13 protein-coding genes and 1 tRNA gene are annotated in these 20,634 nt (G+C 71.0%); 2 read left to right on the top strand and 12 right to left on the bottom strand.

Annotation, left to right across the window (positions count from 1 at the left end; genetic code table 11):
• Together ACZJYS_RS12580 and ACZJYS_RS12575 are read right to left on the bottom strand one after the other, a co-directional pair.
• On the bottom strand, positions 1-2,398 hold a 2,398-nt coding region (locus ACZJYS_RS12580; RefSeq protein WP_493178546.1), incomplete at its 3' end, for a glycoside hydrolase family 65 protein.
• 1 nt (position 2,399) lies between these two features.
• Positions 2,400-3,362, bottom strand: coding sequence for a ribokinase (locus ACZJYS_RS12575; RefSeq protein WP_493178542.1), 963 nt, complete (start codon positions 3,360-3,362; stop codon positions 2,400-2,402).
• 193 nt (positions 3,363-3,555) lie between these two features.
• Here ACZJYS_RS12575 and ACZJYS_RS12570 point away from each other — a divergent pair, with 193 nt between their 5' ends.
• Positions 3,556-4,158, top strand: coding sequence for a 2-hydroxychromene-2-carboxylate isomerase (locus tag ACZJYS_RS12570; RefSeq protein ID WP_493178539.1), 603 nt, complete (start codon positions 3,556-3,558; stop codon positions 4,156-4,158).
• Positions 4,159-4,996: 838 nt separating this feature from the next.
• Here ACZJYS_RS12570 and ACZJYS_RS12565 read toward each other — a convergent pair.
• Positions 4,997-11,788, bottom strand: a complete 6,792-nt coding sequence (locus ACZJYS_RS12565) for a hypothetical protein (RefSeq protein ID WP_493178535.1) — start codon at positions 11,786-11,788, stop codon at positions 4,997-4,999.
• Between the two features lie 166 nt (positions 11,789-11,954).
• Here ACZJYS_RS12565 and ACZJYS_RS12560 point away from each other — a divergent pair, with 166 nt between their 5' ends.
• Entirely contained in the window at positions 11,955-12,722 is a 768-nt protein-coding gene (locus tag ACZJYS_RS12560; protein ID WP_493178533.1) for a DeoR/GlpR family DNA-binding transcription regulator, read from the top strand.
• Positions 12,723-13,328: 606 nt separating this feature from the next.
• Here the strand turns inward: ACZJYS_RS12560 and ACZJYS_RS12555 are convergent.
• From ACZJYS_RS12555 to ffh, 9 genes are all read right to left on the bottom strand, one after another.
• Positions 13,329-13,405, bottom strand: a tRNA-Arg gene (locus tag ACZJYS_RS12555).
• A gap of 64 nt (positions 13,406-13,469) precedes the next feature.
• Positions 13,470-14,582, bottom strand: coding sequence for a 3-isopropylmalate dehydrogenase (gene leuB, locus ACZJYS_RS12550; protein ID WP_109516929.1), 1,113 nt, complete (start codon positions 14,580-14,582; stop codon positions 13,470-13,472).
• A 35-nt stretch (positions 14,583-14,617) separates the two neighbouring features.
• Positions 14,618-15,229: a 3-isopropylmalate dehydratase small subunit gene (gene leuD / locus ACZJYS_RS12545; protein WP_109516928.1), complete on the bottom strand. Its 612-nt coding sequence runs from the start codon at positions 15,227-15,229 to the stop codon at positions 14,618-14,620.
• A gap of 3 nt (positions 15,230-15,232) precedes the next feature.
• Complete coding sequence (leuC, locus tag ACZJYS_RS12540; RefSeq protein WP_493178527.1) at positions 15,233-16,660, bottom strand: 3-isopropylmalate dehydratase large subunit; 1,428 nt, start codon at positions 16,658-16,660, stop codon at positions 15,233-15,235.
• 273 nt (positions 16,661-16,933) lie between these two features.
• The gene (rplS, locus tag ACZJYS_RS12535) at positions 16,934-17,311 is read right to left on the bottom strand and encodes a 50S ribosomal protein L19 (RefSeq protein WP_109516926.1); all 378 of its coding nucleotides are present in this window, start codon (positions 17,309-17,311) and stop codon (positions 16,934-16,936) included.
• A 48-nt stretch (positions 17,312-17,359) separates the two neighbouring features.
• Positions 17,360-18,070, bottom strand: a complete 711-nt coding sequence (trmD, locus tag ACZJYS_RS12530) for a tRNA (guanosine(37)-N1)-methyltransferase TrmD (RefSeq protein WP_493178525.1) — start codon at positions 18,068-18,070, stop codon at positions 17,360-17,362.
• Positions 18,067-18,681 (bottom strand): ribosome maturation factor RimM, encoded by a 615-nt coding sequence (gene rimM / locus ACZJYS_RS12525; protein WP_493178522.1) that lies wholly within the window; start codon positions 18,679-18,681, stop codon positions 18,067-18,069. The genes trmD and rimM overlap by 4 nt, the downstream gene beginning before the upstream one ends.
• 31 nt (positions 18,682-18,712) lie before the next feature.
• Positions 18,713-19,054: a 30S ribosomal protein S16 gene (gene rpsP, locus ACZJYS_RS12520; protein WP_379632901.1), complete on the bottom strand. Its 342-nt coding sequence runs from the start codon at positions 19,052-19,054 to the stop codon at positions 18,713-18,715.
• A gap of 58 nt (positions 19,055-19,112) precedes the next feature.
• The gene (gene ffh, locus ACZJYS_RS12515; protein WP_493178520.1) at positions 19,113-20,498 is read right to left on the bottom strand and encodes a signal recognition particle protein; all 1,386 of its coding nucleotides are present in this window, start codon (positions 20,496-20,498) and stop codon (positions 19,113-19,115) included.
• Positions 20,499-20,634: the final 136 nt, after the last annotated feature.

Here is a 20,634-nt window from a genome sequence, read left to right as displayed (position 1 = left end):
GCCCGGCCGCGCCGCCCGGCGCCACCAGGAGGGAGGCGCCCGGGGCGAGGGCCTGCACGCCGCCGGAATGCGAGACGCGGACGGGCGCGCGGTTCGCGGGGTCCGCGCAAAGCCGCAGGGCGGACCCGGTCCATGCCAGCGCGAACCGCCCGAAGCGGCAATCCAGCTCGAACCGGACCGGCGTGAGGCCCGGCGGCGGCGCCGGGTCCAGCATCAGCCCGTCCCGTTCCAGATGCAGGCCGAGATAGTGGTGCTGCAGCACGAGGAAGGCCCCGCCATAGGCGCCGAGATGCGGCCCCTCGGCCACCGAGGAGGCGCTGGACGGATCGTGCTCCGGCTTCATCGCGGCCTTGAAGAAGCGCAGCGAGGCGGCGGGGTCGAGCCGCGCCAGGGCACCGGCGAAGGCCAGGTTGGAGAGGGAGGAATCATGCGTGGTGCGCGCCAGGTCGTGCGCGGCGGTGCGCCGCCATTGCTCGGCCGTCATGGCGTAGCCCATGCCCTCCAGCGTCCCGGCCAGTTCCTGCCATGAAAGCAGGAAGGGCAGCATCAGCGTGTCGGCCTGCTTCATCACCTGATAGCTGTTCGTGCTCCCGCCCTGGCATTCGAGGACCCAGTCGAGACGCTGGCCGGGATGCGCCTCCGCCATGGCCTGCAGGTCCAGCGGGCGGAGGCGGTCGAAGCCCTCGAAGGGCAGCAGCGTGCCGTCGTCGCGGAAGACCAGGCGCAGGCGGCGGGAGACGTGCTCCCAATGGGCCAGCTCCCGCCCCTCCAGTCCCATGGCCTGGCACAGCGCCTGGCGCCGGGCGGCGGGCAGGCGCTCCAGCGCCTCCCGCGCGCGCCGCAGCGTCCAGGCCGCCATGACGTTGGTGTAGGCGTTGTTGCGCAGCCCCGGCTCCGCCGCGCCGGGCCAGGCGGTGTGGTACTCGTCCGGCCCGGCCACGCCGAGGATGTCGTACCGGTCCGCCGCCGGGTCGTGGCGCGCCGCGCCGGCCCAGAAGCGGGCGATCTCCAGCATCAGCGCGGCCCCGTGCCGTGCCAGGAAGTCCTCGTCGCCGGTGGCCTCGCAGTAGCGCCACACATTGAGCGCGATGGCGGCGCCGACATGCCGCTGCAATCGCGTGTGGTCCTCCATCCAGCGGCCGGAGAGCGGGTTCCACTGCAGGCGCGGGGTCTGCTCCTGCCCGTCGCTGGCGCAGCGCCAAGGGAACATGGCGCCGCGCTGCCCCGCCGCGCTGGCGGCGGCGCGGGCATCCTCCAGCCTGCGGCAGCGGTAGAGCAGCAAGGCCCGCGCGATCCCGGGCGCGCGGAACATCAGGAAGGGCAGGACGAAGGTCTCGTCCCAGAAGATGTGGCCGCGATAGGCCTCCTGCCATCCCCGCGCGGGAAAGCCGACATCCAGGCACGCCGAGTGCGGCGAGGCGGTCTGCAGGATGCGGAAGCCCATCAGCCGGGCGGCGCAGCCCTGCTCCGGCACGGCGGCCTCGATCCGCATGCGGGCGAGCCATGGGGACCAGGCCGCGGCATGCGCCGCCTCCAGCGCCGCGAAGCCGGGCGCGTCGCGCAGGAGGGCCAGGGCGGCCTCGCCCGCCTCCCGCACCCCCGCATCGCCCGTGGTCGCGATGGCGGCGGTCTTCTCCAGCACCAGCGGCCGCCCCGGCGCCACGCCGCAGCGCAGATGCTCGGCGATGGAGGCGGCCTCCGCCCGGTCCTCGCGCGCCAGCAGCACGCCGGCTTCCAGGGCGGTGCGGGTTGCCGTGCCGATGCCGGTGCGGGCGCCGCGCGTGCGGCAGCGCAGCAGCAGCAGGCCGGGCGACACCGCCTCGCCGCGCACCGCCTCCAGATGCTGCTTGTCGAAGGGCTCGAAGCGCGGCACGCGCGCATTCGTCACCCCGCCATCGATGCCCGACCGCACCTCCAGGGTGCCGGACCAGCCCTGCGGCGCGATCTCCAGCCGCAGGGCCGCCAGCCCGGGCTGCGCCATGCTGACGAGGCGGCGCTCCCGCAGCCAGCTCCGCCGGCCGGCCCCGTCGCGGAAGAGCAGCTCGCGCGTGGAGACGCCGCGCGTGGCGTCCAGCGCGTGGCGATATTCGAGGATCTCCACGGCTTCGAGCGAGAACCAGGCCGCCTCGCCTTCCACCCGGAAGGTCAGGGGCAGCCAGTTCGGCAGGTTCACCAGGGATTCATTCTCGACCCGCCGGCCCTCGATCACGTCCGGCAGCCGGTTGTAGAGGCCGGCGCGGTAGGTGCCGGGGTAGTGGACGGCATCGGCCGTGCTCCAGGGCGCCGCGCCGCGCACCGTCAGGACGCCGTTGCCCAGGGTGAGCAGGGCCTCCCGGCGCCCCTCATCCTGCGGGTCGAAATCGTCATAGGCCAGGCTCGCCGGCGGACGCAGCGGCATCTCAGCGCCCCGCCAGGCCGCGCTGCCCGGCGGCGAGCCGCGGCAGGAGGGCCTCGATCCGGTCGCGGCCGGGATAGGCTTCCTGCGACCCGAAGGCGGTGACGGCGAGATGGGAGGCGGCCACGGCGAAGCAGGCGGCCTCCAGCACCGGCCGCCCCTCCAGCAGCGCCACGGCCAGCGCGCCCGCGAAGGCATCGCCGGCGCCGGTGCTGTCGACCACCTCGACTGGAACCGACGGGATGTGGGTGGCGCGGCCATCCTGCCACAGCACGCAGCCGCCATCCTGCAGCTTCACGCAGGCGATGGCCACGCCGCGCCCCGCCAGCCGGCGGGCGGCTTCCGCCCCCGCCTCCGGCCCGTCCACCCTCACCCCGGTCAGGCCTTCCGCCTCGGAGGGGTTGGGGGTGACGGCGGTGGCCTGGGCCAGCATGGCGTCCCGCACCCGGTCGGCCGGGGAAGGATCGAGCACCACGGCCAGGCCGCGCCCGCGGGCGGCGGCGATGGCGCGCGCCGCCACATCGGGCGGGATCTCGCAATCCACCGTCAGCAGCGAGCCCGCCGGCGCCGCCGCGATGGCCGCAGCGGCGGCCTCGCCATCCTCCTGCCGCCAGGAATCGTTGGCGTTGCCCGCCAGCACGATGCTCTTCTTGCCGTCCGGCAGGACGGCGATCATCGACACGGCCGTCGCCACCCCCTCGGCCACCGACACGCCGCCGAGGTCGATGCCCGCCCGGCGCAGCGGCGCCAGGGCCTGCTCGCGCAGATCGTCATCCCCGACCCTGGCCAGGAGCCGGGCGGGATGGCCGAGGCGGCATGCCAGGACCGCCCGGTTGGCGGCCTTGCCGCCGCTGAGCCGGGTGAAATCCGTGGCCGGCAGCGTGCGGCCGGGATCGGGCGCCTCCGGCACCCGGACCTGGAAATCCGCATTCACGCTGCCCAGCGAGAGAAGGATCGGCCGTGCCATGTTCCGTTGGAGACTCCCTGCTTGCTCCCAGTCGCGGAGCGGACCTCCAGGAGAACGCGGCAGCCCGGGAAACGGTCGGCATGGCCTTCTCCGATGGGCGGCCGGCGCGCAGCCGGCCGCTTCCTCCGGCCCCGCTTGTGCGTATCCCCCGGGCCGCGCAGGATCCGCTTCCGAAGCAACCGGGGGAACGCCGATGGGTGCGCAGATCGACTACTATGTTTCGCTGAATTCGCCGTGGACGCATCTGGGCGCGGCCCGGCTGGAGGCGCTGGCGGCACGCCATGGCGCCGCGCTGCGTGTCTACCCCGTGGATTTCGGCACCATCTTCGCGGCCTCGGGCGGGCTGCCGCTGCCCAAGCGCTCGCCGCAGCGCCAGGCCTACCGGATGATGGAGCTGCGGCGCTGGCGCGAGCGGCTGAGCGTGCCGATTCAGCTCGAGCCGAAATTCTTCCCGGCGCGCGAGGCCCTGCCGGCGCATGCCGTCATCGCCGTGCGGGAGAGCTTCGGCGACGCGCCGGCCATCGCCCTGGCGCATGCCATCCTGAAGGCGCTGTGGGAGCAGGAGCGCGACACCGGGGATGCCGCGACGCTGGCCGAGCTGGCCGCCGGCGTCGGGCTGGATGGCGGCGCGGTGCTGCGCTTGGCCGAGGAGCCGCGCTGGGCGGAACGGCGCGCGGCGGACACGCAGATGGCGCTGGAGCGCGGCGTCTTCGGCGCGCCGAGCTACGTGCTGGAGGGCGAGATCTTCTGGGGCCAGGACCGGCTGGACTTCCTGGAGGCGGCGCTCGCCCGCTGAAACAAAGCCACCGGAGCCTGATGCGAAAAGCCCGGCGCAGAGGCCGGGCTTTTCCGAACTTCCTTGCTCCGCGAGGAGACTGGCGCACCCGGGAAGATTCGAACTCCCAACCCCCTGATCCGTAGATTGGCGACAGGAACACCTTTGTGGCCGTTGCGTAGGGCTATCGCGGAAGATCAATGACTTCCGCCGGAGCCCCGCGACTGGAATTTCCCAACATTTGGTACAATAGCCACCGGTACTCACGTGGGACTGGCGTGGGACGGGTGTCTGGCTTGGACTGAAATCCGTGTACCCCCGCGCACGCGCGCGGGGGTCGCGTCCCGCCGCCCGCACGTCTGGTCCGAGCCGCGATGCCAATCATTGCCTGCCCTGCCGCCAACGCCGCAGCACGCACTGCATGGCCCGCGCGCTCTCCATCCCGCGCCGCACGGTCCAGAGCCGCGCCGGCCATTGTGGATGCATCTCGCTTCCGCCCCCTCGCCTGCCCCGCGACAACCGGCCACGGCCTGCCGCGCTCCGCGCGAGGAGCCCGGACACGAAAGGGCCCCGGGGTTTCCCCCCGAGGCCCTCGAACACTGCCTGCGGAGCGTTCAACCGCCGCGCATGGAGCAGATCAGCCCGCGGCACGCCTTGCAGCGGAGATCCGGCTCACAGCGGCCGACGCGGCCATCAAACAATGAGACACTGGATCACCTCCTTTCAGTTGCTGCCGACAGCCCTCCGGATGGGAAAGCGAGGGCCCGGCCGCAAGTCCCGGAACATCGGGGAACGCGGTCCTGTCCCGCCCGGCGCCGCCTGGAAGGAGCGTTGGGACGGCGCTCCTTCCGCGGTGCCGTCAGAGCAGGGCGTGGTCCGCTACCACCCGGCCTTCCAGGTGGCCGAAGGCCAGGTAGTGCTCGAGCGGGTTCATCCCGGCCGCCGCGACATCCGGATTGAGGCGCAGGTAGGCCTGCGCGTCGAAACTGGCGGAAGGCTGGCGGCCTTCCTGCCAGCCGAAGCGGGAATAATGCTCCAGCGGATCCATGCCGGAGGCCGCGACATCCGGGTTGGCCTCCAGATAGGCCCGCGTGTCGAAATAGGCATTCGGATTGCGGCCCTCGGCCTGGCCATGCTGCCGCCAATGGGCCTGCGCATCCATGCCCGCCGCACCGACATCCGGGTTGGCCAGCAGATAGTATTCACTGTCGAACCCGCCCACGACGCTTTGGCCGATGGCGGGGCCGGCGCTGCGCCCTTCGGAGATGCCGTGGGCCAGGTAGTGCTCCAGCGGGTTGACCCCGGCTTCCGCCACGTCAGCGTTGCGCGCCAGATAGCCTTGCGCGTCGAACCGCGCCGAGGGGTCGCGCCCCTCCCGCGCGCCATACTCCAGGTAATGCTGCAGGGGGTTCATGCCCGCATCGGCGACATCGCCATTGGCCGAGAGATAGCCGCTGGTGGAGAAGATGGCGTTCGGGTCGCGCCCCTCCCGCCAGCCATGCTGGTCGTAATGCTGCTCGGCGGACATGCCGGAGGCGAGCACATCGGCATTGGCCTGCATGTAATGGAGCGGGTCGAAGGCGGTTTTGGCATGGGCCAGATCGACCAGGCCGTCGGCGAAGCGCACCGCCTCGATGTTGCGCAGCGTCACCGTGTCTTCCGCCGTGCTCAGGCGCAGCTCCCCGCCAGCATGAAGGATCCGGTAGCCGCCGATCGCGCCGCTCAGCACCACCGTGTCATGGCCACCGAGGCCATCGACCAGCACATCGCCGGTGCCGGCCTGGAGCGTGTCGTCGCCGGCCGTGCCGCGCACGTCCCGCACGGCCGGCGTCTCGCTGGCGAGGCGGACCACCTGCACGCTGTCGTAGCGTATCCCGGCATTGCCCCAGTTGTAGAGGGCCACGCTGCCTTCCTCGGTGTCGTGGATCTCGATCGGCATGGTGAACAGCGCGGTGCCGCCAAGCCAGGCCTGCAGCTTGCCGCCGAGGATCTCGGCGTGCAGGTGGTTCTCGCCCGTGGCGTCGTAGCGCGCCGGGCCCTGCCAGAGGGTCTGCTCGATGCCGTCCTTCAGGCTGAAGAGCTGGGCCAGGCCGGTCTGGTTGTCGAACTCCAGCTTGTAGTAGTTGGCCGCGTCCTTGTAGTGCAGCAGCACGCCGGCGCCGCCGCCAGCCGGGGCGGTGAAGTGCAGGTCCACCGCGTAGTCGGTCCAGGCCGCGGCGCCATCGCCCTCATAGAGCGCGTAGGTGCCCTTGCGCAGGGCGAAGATGCCATCGCCCAGCGGGCTCCAGTTCAGGTTCCACTCGGAGCTCGGCGCGGTGTCGCCGCTGCCGCCGAGCTGGCGGCTGTAGCGGTTGGAGGATTGCTGCAGCACGCCATCCGCCACGCTCCAGCTGGCCTCGAGGCCGATCTCGCCCTCGTCGATGAAGCGCCAGCCCGGCGCCGCGCCGCCCGAGAAGTCCTCCCGCAGCAGCACGTCCTGCGCGGCGATGACGGTGACCTGCACCGTGTCGCTGTCGCGGCCCTGCGCGCCTTCCAGGTCGAGGCGCAGCAGATGCGTGCCGGTGCCGAGGGCCAGGCGGGCCTCCGCCCCCTCCGCCAGGGTCTTGCCGTCGATGCTCCAGCGGATGCTCGCGGCTTCCTCGATGCCGAGGCTGGCCAGGGCAGAGAGGCTGACCTCCGCCACGCCGTCGCCGTCGGTGTCGACCACGCGGACAGGCTTGCCGGCATCGGCCAGCAGCGTGTCCTGCCGCACCATCATGTCGTCGAAGAAGACCTGGCGCTGCCCGGCGCTGTAGAAGCCCACCGTGCCGCCGGCCAGCGGCGTGCCGCTGTCCCGCACGGGCCCGCCGAACAGCGCCTCGCCATCCAGCGTGGCCAGCAGCCGGCCGTCGCGCACCGCGAGTTCCACCGCCATGTCGCGGTCGAAGGGGCTGGTCGCCACCTCGCGCGCCAGCACCGTCTCGGTGCCGTTCTGCACCTTGACCAGCAGGCGCTCATGCCGCGCCACGTCGAAGCTCAGGCGGTAGTGGTTGGCATCGTCCTGGTAGTAGGCGACCAGCCCGAAGGCCTTCTGGTCCTCCGCCTGCAGCGTGGCGGAGACGGTGTAGCCGGACCAGGCGGCGCTGCCCTGGCCCTGCCAGCTCATGATGCCGGCGCCGCCATCGAAGGCGCGCAGCGTGCCCTCGGCCGCGGCGACGCCCTCCACCGCGACATCGCGCGAATGGACGCTGCCCTTCACCTGCCAGTTGCCGCCGGGCGAGCGCCAGCCGAGCGCGTCGCCATCGTTGAAATTGTCGAAGAACAGGGTGTCGCCATCGGTCACGGCGACCTTCACCGTGTCGGTGCTGACGGTGCCCTGGGCGTCGGTCGCGCGCAGCGTCAGGCGGTGCAGGCCACCCTCCAGCGCCACCTCCGCCTTCGCGCCCGTGGCGATCACCTCGCCATCGGCATCCAGCCATTCGTAGCGCGTCACCTGGCGCAGCGCATCGACCGAGCCGGAGCCGTCCAGCACCACCGTGGCGCCTTCGGCACCCGTCGCGGACACCACCTGGTCATCCCCCGCCTTGGCGCGGAACTGCACGACCGGCGTGCCGAGATCGGCGCCCGTCAGCGTCTCCTCCTGCTCGCGGTAGCGGCCGGTGAGCTGCTGCTGCCCGCCGGTGCCGATGGACTGGGAGAGGCTGCCGCTGCCGAAGCTCGGCGTGAAGTTGCCCGCCTCGAAGTCGAACTGCACGCCGCGCGCGCCGGCGGGCGGGGCGCCGAAGGGGCCGGCGGCCGTCACGCCGCCCAGCGCCGCCACCTCGGCCTCGCCCAGCGCCGTCTCCAGGAAGGCGAAGGAGGAGAGGGAGAAGCGCGGCGTCTCGCCGCTGTCATCGGCGAAGATCAGGAAGCCCTGCTCACCGATGTTGTAGGCTGCGCCGACGGTCTGGGTGCCCTGCAGCACGCCGTCCACATACTTCTTCATGGTAAAGGTGGAGCCGCCCTCCCCCACCCGCTCCAGCGTGATGGCAAGGCGGTGCCAGCCCTCCAGCGGCAACCGGCCCTCATCCTGGCCATCCGTGCCGATCAGCGCGTAGCCGTCGCGGAAGTTCAGCCAGAGATCGCCATCGGTGATGTTGTTCAGGTCGCTCTGGAACAGCGAGGCGAGGCCGGACTGCGCGGGCAGATGGAGGTCATAGACCAGGGTATAGGCATCGAAGGTCGCGCCGCCATCGGCCGGGGCGAAGCCGGGCTTCACCCGCAGCCCGTTGTTCGGGTCGAATTGCGGCGCGGTGATCGCGTGGCCCTCGCCCTCCGGCAGGGCGGGCAGGCCGAGCTCCGCGACGCTGCCGAAGCGGACGGGCTGGATGGGGATCTGCGGCGTGCCGACGCTGCCGCCCGAGCCATCGCGCGAGGGCTCCGGGTCACCGCGCGAGCCGGTCAGGTACTCGCCCGTCGCGCTCAGATAGGTCTCGGTGTAGGCGGCATCGTTGTCGGGATCGATGGTGACCAGGCGGATGGCGCCGTTGCCGCCATTGCCGCCCGCCGCCGGGTTGCCGTTGCCGGTCACCTCGGTCGCGATGCCGTTCTGGTAGTTGACCAGCATCTGGTAGACCGGCTTGCCGGCCTCGTTGTAGCTGACGATGGTCTCCGCCCCGTCGCCGAACACATGGCCGGAGAAGACGAAGGAGATGTTGCTGTGCTTCGCGACGAAGCCCTGCCACATGTCCTCGCCGTCATTGGCGTTCTCGGCGCTGGCGCCGATGCCGTAATCCTTGCCGGTCCCCTCGGCGAAAAGCGGGCCGGAGTAGTTGTCGGCGCGCGTGCCCATGTTCGTGTAGTGGTGCGTCGTCAGGATGGCGCGCGCGCCCGGATGCGCGTCCAGCACCTCGCCCGCCCAGCGCAGCACGTCGTCCCGCGCGCCGAATTCCAGGGCCAGGACGACCCATTGCGTGCCGTCGGCGCCCGCGAAGCTGTACCAGGCGTTGTTGGTCAGCCCCGGCTCCTGGTCATAGGTGCCGCCGAGCGTCGAATGCTGCCGCATGTAGTCGACGCTGAAATACTCCGATTGCAGCGAGCCGTAATTGTTGGCGCTGCCATTGCTGCCCTGGTCGTGGTTGCCCGGCAGCATGGAGTAGGGGGTGACGCCGTTCAGCGTGGCGAAGGCCTGCTTGGCGATGTCCCACTGCGCCGGCTGGTTGCTGGCCACCACGTCGCCCACGCTCATGACGAAGCGCAGGTTCAGCGTGCCGGCATTGTCGGCCAGCCACTGCGTCATGCCGTTCAGGATCTTCTGGCCGTTTCCGGCGAAGACGTAGTCCTGCGTGTCCGGCAGCACGGCGATGGTGTAGGCGTTCTCGCCGGCCATGCGCAGGCGGAAGCTGTCCGAGGCGCTGTTGCCTGCCGCGTCCGTCGCGGTGATGGTGACGTCGTCATAGCCGACGGCGCCGAGCGTCAGGTGCAGCTTGCCATTCTCCACCGTCGCGCCGGTCACGGTGCGGCCATCGGAGGTGGTGACGGCGTAGGTGAGCGCCTCGCCCTGGAACATGCCGCCGATGTCGAGGTCCAGGCTCTGCTGTGCCGGGGTCACGCGCTGGTCGGCCAGGCCGTGCAGCAGCACCGGGCCGGCGGAGAGGCCAACCTCGATCATCTGGCCGGTGCCGTAGCTGGGGCTCAGCGTGTCGCCGGTGAAGTCGAACTGCGTGGCGTGGCCCTCGGCCGGGGGGGTGGGCAGCACGCCGCCGGCACGCGCGCCGCCGAGCGCGGCGATCTCCGCTTCCGCCATGGCGCGGTCGGTCAGGTGCAGGCTGTTCAGCCAGCCGGACCAGGTCTCGCCATCGTCGTCGGCGAAGACCATGAAGCCCTTGGCGGCGTCGATGGTGAAGCGCGCCGCGTCCACGCTCTGCTCGCCCACCTTGACGCCGTCCACATACTTGCCGAGCACCGCGGTGCCGTCGCCGGCGTCCCGCACGGTGATGGCGACGCGGTGCCAGCTGTCGAAGCGCATCGCCCCATCATACTGGCCGCCGACGCCGAGGCCGATCGTGCCATCCGCCGCCAGCCGCAGGAACAGGTCGGCGTCGCCGCCATTCTCGCGCCCGGTCTGCAGCAGCGCGCCGAACTGGCCCTCCTGGCCCTTCGGGATCAGCAGGTCGTAGATCAGCGTATAGCTGGCGAGCGGCGCCTCGGTGCCAGGCAGGATGGCATAGCCATCGCCCGGGTCTGTGGCGGGGAAGCCGATCACCCCCTCGTTCTGGCTGCCGGGCAGAGGCGTGGCGCCCAGCTCCTCGGCCGGGCCGATGACGCTGCCATCGACGGTGCGGCGGTTCATCGTGCCGTCGCCGAAGCTGGCGGAGAAATTGCCGGTCTCGAAATCGAACTGCGTGGCACGGCCGGGCGCCGCGCCCTCGGCGAAGATGCCGCCCGCGCGGGTGCCGCCCAATGCCTGCATCTGCTCGCCGCTCAGCGCCACGTCGGTGAAGGCGAAGCCGGCCAGGAAGCCGCCGGCCACCTCGCCATCCTCGTCCGTCAGCACCAGGAAGCCCTTGTCGCCATCGATGGTAAAGCGGCTGGTGGCCACGCTCTGCTGGCCGACGCGCACACCGTCGATATACTTCACCAGCAGCGCGTTGCCGTCGCCCTGGTCGGCGATGGTGAAGCCGATGCGGTGCCAGCCGGCGCCGCTCGCCGCGCCCTCGTACTGGCCGGAGATGCCGGTGCCGTAGACGCCCTCGCCGGTCCAGCGCAGGAACAGGTCGCTGTCGCTGCTGTTGGTCAGGTCGGTCTGGAACAGCCCGGCATAGTTGGCCATCGTGTCCGGGTTGATCTGCAGGTCGTAGACCAGGGTGTAGGTGGTGATCGGGCCGGCGATGCCGGGCTTCACCACATAGCCCTGCTGGCTGTCGGCGGCGGGGAAGCGCAACACCCCCTCCGGCGCGTCCGGCAGCGGCGGCAGGCCGAGTTCGCTCAGGAAGCCGACCCGCCCGGCCTGCGCGGCATCGCGCGGGGTGAGGCTGCCGGGGCCGAAGCCGGCGCCCAGGTCGCCGGCGGCGAAATCGAACTGCGTCGCGCCGGCCGGGGCGGCGCCTTCGGGCAGGATACCGCCGCTCCTCGCGCCGCCAAGGCTGGCAACCTGCTCGGCGCTCAGGGCGCCGGGCTGGAACAGGAAGCCGCCCAGCGCGCCGCCATTGGTCTCGCCATCCTCATCGGCCAGGATCAGGAAGCCCTGCTGGCCATCGATGGCGTAGCGGGCGGTCTCGACCTCCTGCCGCCCGGCCAGCACGCCATCGATGTACTTGGCGAGCTGCGTCTTGCCGTTGCCGAGGTCGGAGAAGGTGAAGGCCAGGCGGTGCCAGGCGTTGAAGCTCAGCTCGCCCTCATAGGTGCCGCTGATGCCGAGGCTGCCGGTTCCGGTGTCGTTGCGGATGAACAGGTCGCCATCGCCGCCATTGCTCAGATCCGTCTGCAGCAGGGCCGTGAAGCGGCTTTCCGCGCCGGCCGGGATCAGCAGGTCATAGACCAGGCTGTAGCTGGTGAGAGTGCCGTCGAGGCCAGGCTGGACATGGTAGCCGCCGGCGCCGTCGGCCGCGGGAAAGAGCAACGCCCGGTCCACTCCGCCCGGCAGGGCCGGGAGAGCTTGGCTCTGGAGATGAGTGAAGACTGTCGTCGCCATGGGGAGAATCCGTCCTTGAGAGGCGGCGCAGCATTGTCGGCTTCGATAACGCTTTGATGACGTTTGTGGGGATTTTTGGGTTAAAGAACTAACTCCGGCAAAATCACACAAAAAACCAATCATTCTTCTTGTGAGAAAGGGAAGCTTGGGGCAAACCGTCCCGACAATGTGGTCTCAGGAACGGCATCGCCTGATCGTCGAGCGGCTGCGCGCCCAGCGGCAGCTTTCCGCCGATATCCTGGCGCAGGATCTCGCGGTCTCACGGGAGACGGTGCGGCGGGACCTTGTGGAGCTGGAGAGCGCGGGATTGCTGCGCCGTGTGCATGGTGGCGCGGTGCTGGTGGAGGCGCAGCCTGAGCCGCCCTTCGCGCACCGCCTGCAGCAGCGGCGGGCCGAGAAGGAAGCCATCGCGCGGGCCGCCGCGCAGCTGCCGCAACCAGGCCAGAGCTGCTTCATCGATGCCGGCAGCACCACCGCCTTGCTGGCTGTCGAACTCCGGCAGATCCCGGAGCTGACGGTGATCACCAACTCCCTGGAGGTGGCCCAGGCGCTGCGCGGCCGCCCGGGACGCGAGGTGACGCGTCTGGTCGGAGGCGTGCTGACCGCCGACATGCCGGGCCTCGGCGGAGAGATCGCCATGGCTGAGCTGGCCCGGTACAGGACGGACTTCGCTTTCATCTCGCCTGTCGCCGTCGATCCTCGGGAGGGCGCAACCAACTTCATGCTGGCCGAGGCGCAGATCGCCCGGCTGATGCTGCAGCGCAGCCGGCGGCCTGTTCTGCTGGCGGACCACAGCAAGCTCGGCATGATCAGCCGGACGCAGATCTGCGGCTGCACGGAGATCAGCACCTTGGTGACGGACGTCCTGGGACAGAGGATGGCAGAGGATTTTCGTCAGGCCGGCGTCGGGGAGGTGCTGATCGCCCAGGCCTGACCCCAAGGCCGGCTTGCCGCTTTCCTCAGTGCCACCCCAAGGCTCGAACGGCTTGCCGAGCCGGCCCGGCACGCGGCGGGCACAACGCCACGAGCCGTCCCGGCCTTCGTTGCGGCAGGCGGCACGCTGTCCAATGTCCCTGTCCCCGCACACGCGGGGGTCACCCGACCGGGGTGGGCATCGTCGATCTGGTGGATGCCCTGTCCCCGCACACGCGGAGGTCAATCGGGCACGCCTGCGGCGACCGCTGATGCCATGATCCCGTCCTTACGCCCGACCGCCATCGAAGCACGCCCCGTCAGGGCGACGCCCACCGGCGCCTCCGCCCCGTTGCCTTCTCCCGTACCGCCGCCAGTGCCCGATAGATCATCGCCGCGCTCATCCTTAGCAGGCCGGGCTGGACCTCCGGCGCCAGTGACCGGGCGCCTCCTGCGCCAGAACCGCAGCCCGAACACCGGCCCCTGACGCCGCTCACGGCGCCAGGGGTACTCTGGGGGCGGTGCGGAGAAGCGATTTCGTGGGACCTCCGTGGGACGCCCAGACGCGAAAAGCCCGGCGCGGGGGCCGGGCTTTCTCGGACTCATCTTGTCGCACAAGGAGAAAGGCTGGCGCGCCCGGGAAGATTCGAACTCCCAACCCCCAGATCCGTAGTCTGGTGCTCTGTCCAGTTGAGCTACGGGCGCCAGCCAGCGAGCCGGCGGGAATTAGCCAGAGGCCTTCCCGCCGGCAAGGCATCCGCGGTGGTCGTTACGCCGCCACCTTGTCCAGCTCGCGCAGGATGGCGTCGCCCATCACGCTGGTGCCGACGCGGGCGGTGCCGGGGCCCATGATGTCGGCGGTGCGCAGGCCGCCGGCCAGCACCTTCTCCACCGCCGCCTCGATCATGGCGGCATCCTCCTCCATGCCGAAGGACCAGCGCAGCAGCATCGCGAAGGAGAGCAGCTGGGCGCAGGGATTGGCGATGCCCTTGCCGGCGATGTCCGGCGCCGAGCCGTGGATCGGCTCGTACAGCGCGTGGCGGCGGCCGGAGGCATCCGGCGCGCCGAGCGTGGCCGAGGGCAGCATGCCGAGCGAGCCGGTGGCCGCCGCGGCGAGATCGGAGAGCAGGTCGCCGAAGATGTTGCTCGCCAGGATGACGTCGAACTGCTTCGGCCGCAGGCAGAGCTGCATGGCGCAGTTGTCGGCGTACATGTGCGAGAGCTGCACATCCGGGAACTCGGCGGCGCCGATCTCGCTGACCACGGCGCGCCACAGGCGGCCGGACTGCATGACGTTCGCCTTCTCGACGCTGGTCATCTTGCCGGTGCGCTTGCGCGCCAGCTCGAAGGCCACGCGCGCCACGCGGGCGATCTCGTCCTCGGTGTAGACCTCGGTGTCCACGCCGCGGCGCTTGCCGTTCGGCATGGTCTCCACGCCGCGCGGCTCGCCGAAATAGATGCCGCCGGTGGATTCACGGACGATCATCAGGTCGAGCCCGCGCACCACGTCGGGCTTGAGGCTGGAGGCATCGACCAGCGGCTCCAGCACCAGGGCGGGGCGGAGGTTGGCGAACAGGCCCAGCTCCTTGCGCAGCCGCAGGATGCCGAGCTCGGGGCGCTTGTCGAAGGGGAGCGAATCCCACTTCGGGCCGCCGACCGAGCCGAACAGCACGGCATCGGCCGCCAGCGCCCGCTCCACCGTCACGTCCGGGCAGGGCGAGCCCTGGGCCTCCAGCGCGGCGCCGCCGACCAGCCCTTCCTCCAGCGCGAAGCTCACATGGCGGCGGCGGTCCATCCAGTCGATGACGCGGCGCACTTCGCGCATCACCTCTGGCCCGATGCCGTCGCCGGGCAGAACCAGCAGCCTCTTGTTCGCCGTCATGTCCTTCGTCTCATCCCTTCCCGGTGGAGTTTGGTTCAGCGGTACAGCCAGGGCTGCGCCGCGCGCTGCTTCGCCTCGAAGCCGTCGATGACGGGGGCGCGCTGCATGGTCTGGCCGATATCGTCGAGGCCGTTCAGCAGCAGGTGCCGGCGCAGCGGGTCGATCTCGAAGGGGATCTCCTCGCCATTCGGCCGCACCACAACCTGGCGCTCCAGGTCGATGGTGATGCGCGCATTCTCGCCCATGCGCGCATCCTCCATCAGCTGGTCGCACACCGCGCGCGGCAGGCGCACGGGCAGGATGCCGTTCTTGAAGCTGTTGTTATGGAAGATGTCGGCGAAGTCCGGCGCGATGACGCAGCGTATGCCGAAATCGAGCAGCGCCCAGGGCGCGTGCTCGCGCGACGAGCCGCAGCCGAAATTCTCGTGCGCGATGAGCACCTCCGCGCGGCGGTAGGGCTCCTGGTTCAGCACGAAATCCGGGTTCTCGCTGCCATCCTCGTTGTAGCGGAGGTTGGCGAAGAGCGACTTGCCGAGCCCGGTGCGCGCGATGGTCTTGAGGAAGCGCGCGGGGATGATTTTGTCGGTATCGACATTCGCCATCGGCAGTGGGGCGGCGATGCCGGTCAGCTTGGTGAAGGCGTCCATGGCTCAGTGCTTCCCCTGGGCGATCACGCGCACGTCGGTGAGGCGGCCGGTGACGGCGGCGGCGGCGGCCATGGCGGGGGAGCAGAGATGCGTCCGCCCGCCCGGCCCCTGCCGGCCCTCGAAGTTGCGGTTGCTGGTGGAGGCGCAGCGCTGGCCGGGCTTCAGCTTGTCCGGGTTCATGCCGAGGCACATGGAGCAGCCCGCCTCGCGCCACTCGAAGCCGGCCTCCTTGAACACGGCGTCCAGCCCTTCCTGCTCCGCCTGCTGCTTCACCAGGCCGGAGCCGGGCACCACCATGGCGCGCACGCCCTCGGCCACGCGCTTGCCGCGGGCGATGGCGGCGGCGGCGCGCATGTCCTCGATGCGGCTGTTGGTGCAGGAGCCGATGAAGACGACATCCACCTTGAGGTCGGTCAGCTTCTGCCCCGGCGTCAGGCCCATGTATTCCACCATGCGGCGGAGCTGGGCGCGGCGTGCCTCGTCCGAGGCCGCCTCGGGGTCCGGCACCGCGGCGGTGATGGGCAGCACGTCCTCGGGGCTGGTGCCCCAGGAGACCATCGGCACGATCTCGGCGGCGTCGAGGAACACCTCCTTGTCGAACGCCGCGCCCTCGTCGGTCGGCAGCGTGCTCCACCATTCCACGGCGCGGTCGAAGGCCTCGCCCTGGGGCGCGTAGGGGCGGCCCCTGACATAGTCGAAGGTGGTCTGGTCCGGCGCGATCATGCCGGCGCGGGCGCCCGCCTCGATCGACATGTTGCAGATCGAGAAGCGCCCGGCCATGTCGAGCGCGCGGATGGTGCTGCCGGCGAACTCGATGACATGGCCATTGCCGCCCGCCGTGCCGATCCTGCCGATGACGGCGAGCACGATGTCCTTCGCCGTGCAGCCGGCGGGAAGCTCGCCCTCCACCGTGACGCGCATGTTCTTCGCGCGCTTCTGCAGCAGGGTCTGGGTGGCCAGCACGTGCTCCACCTCGGAGGTGCCGATGCCGAAGGCCAGCGCGCCGAGGGCGCCATGCGTCGAGGTGTGGCTGTCGCCGCAGACGATGGTCATGCCGGGCAGCGAGAGGCCCTGCTCCGGCCCGATGACATGGACGATGCCCTGGCGCGCATCGGTCAGCGGGATGTAGGGGACGTTGAACTCGGCGACGTTGCGCTCCAGCGTCTCGACCTGCACGCGGCTCTCGGGGTCGTCGATGCCGGTGTAGCGGGAGGCGTCGGTGGCGATGTTGTGGTCCACCACCGCCATGGTGCCGTCCAGGCGGCGCACCGGGCGGCGCGCCATGCGCAGCCCCTCGAAGGCCTGCGGGCTCGTCACTTCGTGCACGAGGTGCCGGTCGATGTAGAGAAGCGCGGTGCCGTCCGGAAGCGTCTCGACCAGATGGGCGTCGAAGATCTTGTCGTAGAGCGTGCGCGGCTTCGTGGCCGACATGGTGGTGTCCTCGTGGCAGATGATACGAACACCCGCATGGCCTGGGGCTTTGGGGCCCAGCGCCACACGGAGGGCGCCTTGGCGTCACGAGGGGAGGCATCCCCCGGAACTCCCGCCGGTTCCGGTGGGGCGCGAGGGAGTCATCCTCGGCCGGGCCACCGCCGGTCTTCACATATTATAAGCGGCCAGGACGGGGGAAACCCCTCCTGGCCGAATTCCTCCCGGCAGGGCGCCGGGATCGCGTCGGCGGGGGCCTTCACCCCCGCCGGCCGCTCACTCCTTGACGGCGCGCGGCGCGGCCTTCTCGGCGATGCGGGCGGACTTGCCGGTGCGGCCGCGCAGGTAATACAGCTTGGCGCGGCGCACCTTGCCCCGGCGCAGCACGGCGATCTCGGCCACGTTCGGCGAGTAGAGCGGGAAGACGCGCTCCACGCCCTCGCCGTAGGAGAGCTTGCGCACGGTGAAGTTGCTGTGCAGGCCCTTGTTGGAGCGCGCGATCACCACGCCCTCATAGGCCTGGGTGCGGGTGCGCTCGCCCTCGACCACCTTCACCATCACGCGCACGGTGTCGCCGGCGGCGAAGGCCGGCACGGCGCGGGCCTCGACCAGACGGGAGAGCTGCTCCGCGTCGAACTGCTGCAGCAGGTTCATTGTTAAAGGTCCTCTCGACAATCCGTTTAGGCGGCGCGGGCCGCCCGTTCAATCCTGTGTCTCACGCAGCCGGCGCCAGAGATCCGGCCGGCGCTCGCGCGTCGCGGCCTCGGCCTGGTCCCGCCGCCATTGCCCCACCGCCGCATGGTGGCCGGAGAGCAGCACATCGGGCACCGCCCGCCCCTGCCACACCGCCGGCCGGGTGTAGTGCGGGTATTCCAGCAACGCCCCGCGCGGGTCGGAGAAGCTTTCCTCCGCCGCGCTGTCGGCGCCGCCCATCACCCCCGGCAGCAGACGCACGCAGGCATCGAGCAGCAGCAGCGCCGCCGGCTCCCCGCCCGACAGCACGAAGTCGCCCACCGAGACCTCGCGCATGGCGCGCGCCTCGATCACCCGCTGGTCCAGCCCCTCGTAGCGGCCGCAGACCAGGACGACGCCCGGACCGGAGGCCAGCTCCCGCGCCAGCGCCTGGTCCATCAGGCGCCCGCGCGGGGTGAGATAGACCAGGGGCCGGTCCGCCCCCCCGGCCAGGGCGGCGGCGCAGGCGGCGTCCACCACATCCGGCCGCATCACCAGCCCGGCGCCGCCCCCGCAGGGGGTGTCGTCCACCGTGCGGTGCCGGTCCGTCGCGAAGTCGCGGATCTGCAGCGTGTCCAGGCTCCACCGCCCCTCGCGCAGCGCGCGCCCGGCCAGGGAATGGCCGAGCGTGCCCGGAAACATCTCCGGGAACAGCGTCAGGGCGGTGGCGCGCCAGGTCACGCGGCACCTCCGCGCACGCCGCGCGGGCCGGTGCGCCGGGGCGCATCCTGCCGGCGCGGCAGCGGGCGGACCGGCTCGGGCAGGGCGGCCTCCGGCTCGGCATCGCCTTCGCCGGGGGGAACCACCACCGCCTCGGGCGGCTGCACGGTGACGAAGCCGCCGGCGACATCCACCACCGGCACCACGGCGCGGGTGAAGGGCAGCAGCGTCTCCCGCCCCTGCTCGTCGCGCAGGGTGAGGATGGTGCCGGCGCCGAAATCCTCGACGGCGGCGACGCGCCCCATCTCCCGCCCCTCGGCATCGCGTGCGGCGAGGCCGATGAGGTCGGCGAGGTAGAACTCCTCCTCCTCGGGCGGCGGCAGGCGGTCGCGCGCCACGTAGAGGCGGGTGCCGGTCAGCTTCGCGGCGGCGTCGCGGTCGTTGACGCCCTCGATCCGGGCCAGCCCACCGCCCAGCCATTGCAGCGCATAGTGCTTCCCGCCGCCCTCGTCCGAGAGCGGGCCATAGGCGGCGATATCCGCCGGCTCGGCGGTGAAGGACTGGACGCGGACCAGCCCACGGACACCGTGCGGCCGGCCGATCTCCCCCACCAGGATGCGTTCCACGGGCATGGCTGTGCGACGCTCAGGCCTGGAGGCTGGCTCAGCCGGCCGCGGCGGCGGCGGCCGCGGCGCGCTCCTGCGCCTTCTTCTTCGGCGCGGACTGCTTCGGCTGCTCGCGGAACACCGGCATCGGCGCCAGCTCGGCGCGGCCGAGGAACTTGGCCACGCGGTCGGTCGCCACGGCGCCGTTGCTCAGCCAGTGCTTGATGCGGTCGTCCTGCAGGCGGACGCGCTCGGCATGGTCGGAGGGCAGCATCGGGTTGTAGCTGCCGACCTTCTCGATGAAGCGGCCGTCGCGCGGGGAGCGGCTGTCGGCCACCACGATGTGGTAGTAGGGGCGCTTCTTGGCACCGGCGCGCGCGAGGCGGATCTTCAGGCCCATCTATGGCTTCCTTAGTGTGGTTCGGTTGATCAGAAGGGGTTTCGGCCGTTCTTCGTTCTCAGAAGGGGCGCTTGCCCCCGGCACCGGGGAGAAGCGCGCCCAATCCGCCGCGCATCAGCCCCTTCTGGCCGAGCTTGCTCATCCGCTTCATCATCGCGGACATGTCGTCGAACTGCTTCAGCAGCCGGTTGACTTCCTGCACCGTGGTGCCCGAGCCGGCGGCGATGCGCTTCTTGCGGCTCGCCTTCAGGATCTCGGGGTTGCGGCGCTCCTTGGGCGTCATGCTGCCGATGATGGCGGCCTGGCGCTTGAGGATGCTGTTGTCGAGATTGGCGTTCTCGAGCTGGGCCTTCATCTTGCCGATGCCCGGCAGCATGCCCAGGATGCCCGAGAGCGAGCCCATCTTGCCGATCTGCTTGAGCTGCGATGCGTAGTCTTCCAGGTCGAACTGACCCTTCTGCATCTTGGCCGCCAGCTTCTCCGCCTCGGCCTTGTCGATCGTCTCGGCCGCGCGCTCGACGAGGGAGACGATGTCGCCCATGCCCAGGATGCGGCCGGCGATGCGGTCGGGGTGGAAATCCTCCAGCGCGTCCAGCTTCTCGCCGGCGCCGAGCAGCTTGATCGGCGCGCCGGTGACGGCGCGCATGGAGAGCGCCGCGCCACCGCGCGCATCGCCATCCACCCGCGTCATGACGATGCCGGTGAGGCCCACGCGCTCGTTGAAGATGCGCGCGGTGTTCACCGCGTCCTGGCCGGTCATGGCGTCGACGACCAGCAGGCTCTCATGCGGCTTCGTGACGGCCTTGACCTCGGCCACCTCCGCCATCAGCGCCTCGTCGATCGAGAGGCGGCCGGCGGTGTCGAGGATCACCACGTCGTACAGCTCGCCGCGCGCCACCTGCAATGCGCGGCGCGCGATCTCGAGCGGCCCCTGGCCCTGGACGATGGGCAGGCTGGTGACGCCCGCCTGCCGCGCCAGCGTCTCGAGCTGGAGCTGCGCCGCGGGGCGGTGCACGTCGAGGCTCGCCAGCAGCACCTTTTTCTTGTCGCGCGTGCGCAGCCGCAGCGCGATCTTGCCGGAGGTGGTGGTCTTGCCCGAGCCCTGGAGGCCCACCATCAGGATGGCGACCGGCGCCGCCGCGTTCAGGTCCAGCCCGGCGACGTGTTCGACGCCCTCGCCGCCGCCCAGCGCTTCCACCAGGCAGTCATTGACGATCTTGACGACCTGCTGGGCGGGGGAGACGGAGCGGAGCACCTCCTGGCCCACGGCGCGCTCGCGCACCTTGTTGACCAGGTCCTTGACCACCGGCAGCGCCACGTCGGCCTCGAGCAGGGCGATGCGCACCTCGCGCAGCGCCTCCGACACGTCCGCCTCCGACAGCGCGCCACGGCGGCGCAGCCGGTCGAAAACCCCGTTCAGCTTGCCCGACAAAGCCTCGAACATCGTGGCCGCCGTCTTCCTTCCATGCGGGCCAACCGCCCGCCCATAACAAAACGCGCCGCTGCGCGAGCCTTCGCGGAGCGACGGAGCCGGGCCTCTCCGGGAGGCGCCGACCAAAAGGGTCCGGACAGAGCCGGAT

The organism is Roseomonas sp. TS2 (assembly GCF_058833935.1).
Note: the sequence above shows the minus strand (reverse complement) of the source record. Positions and strands in the feature narration are given on the sequence as shown.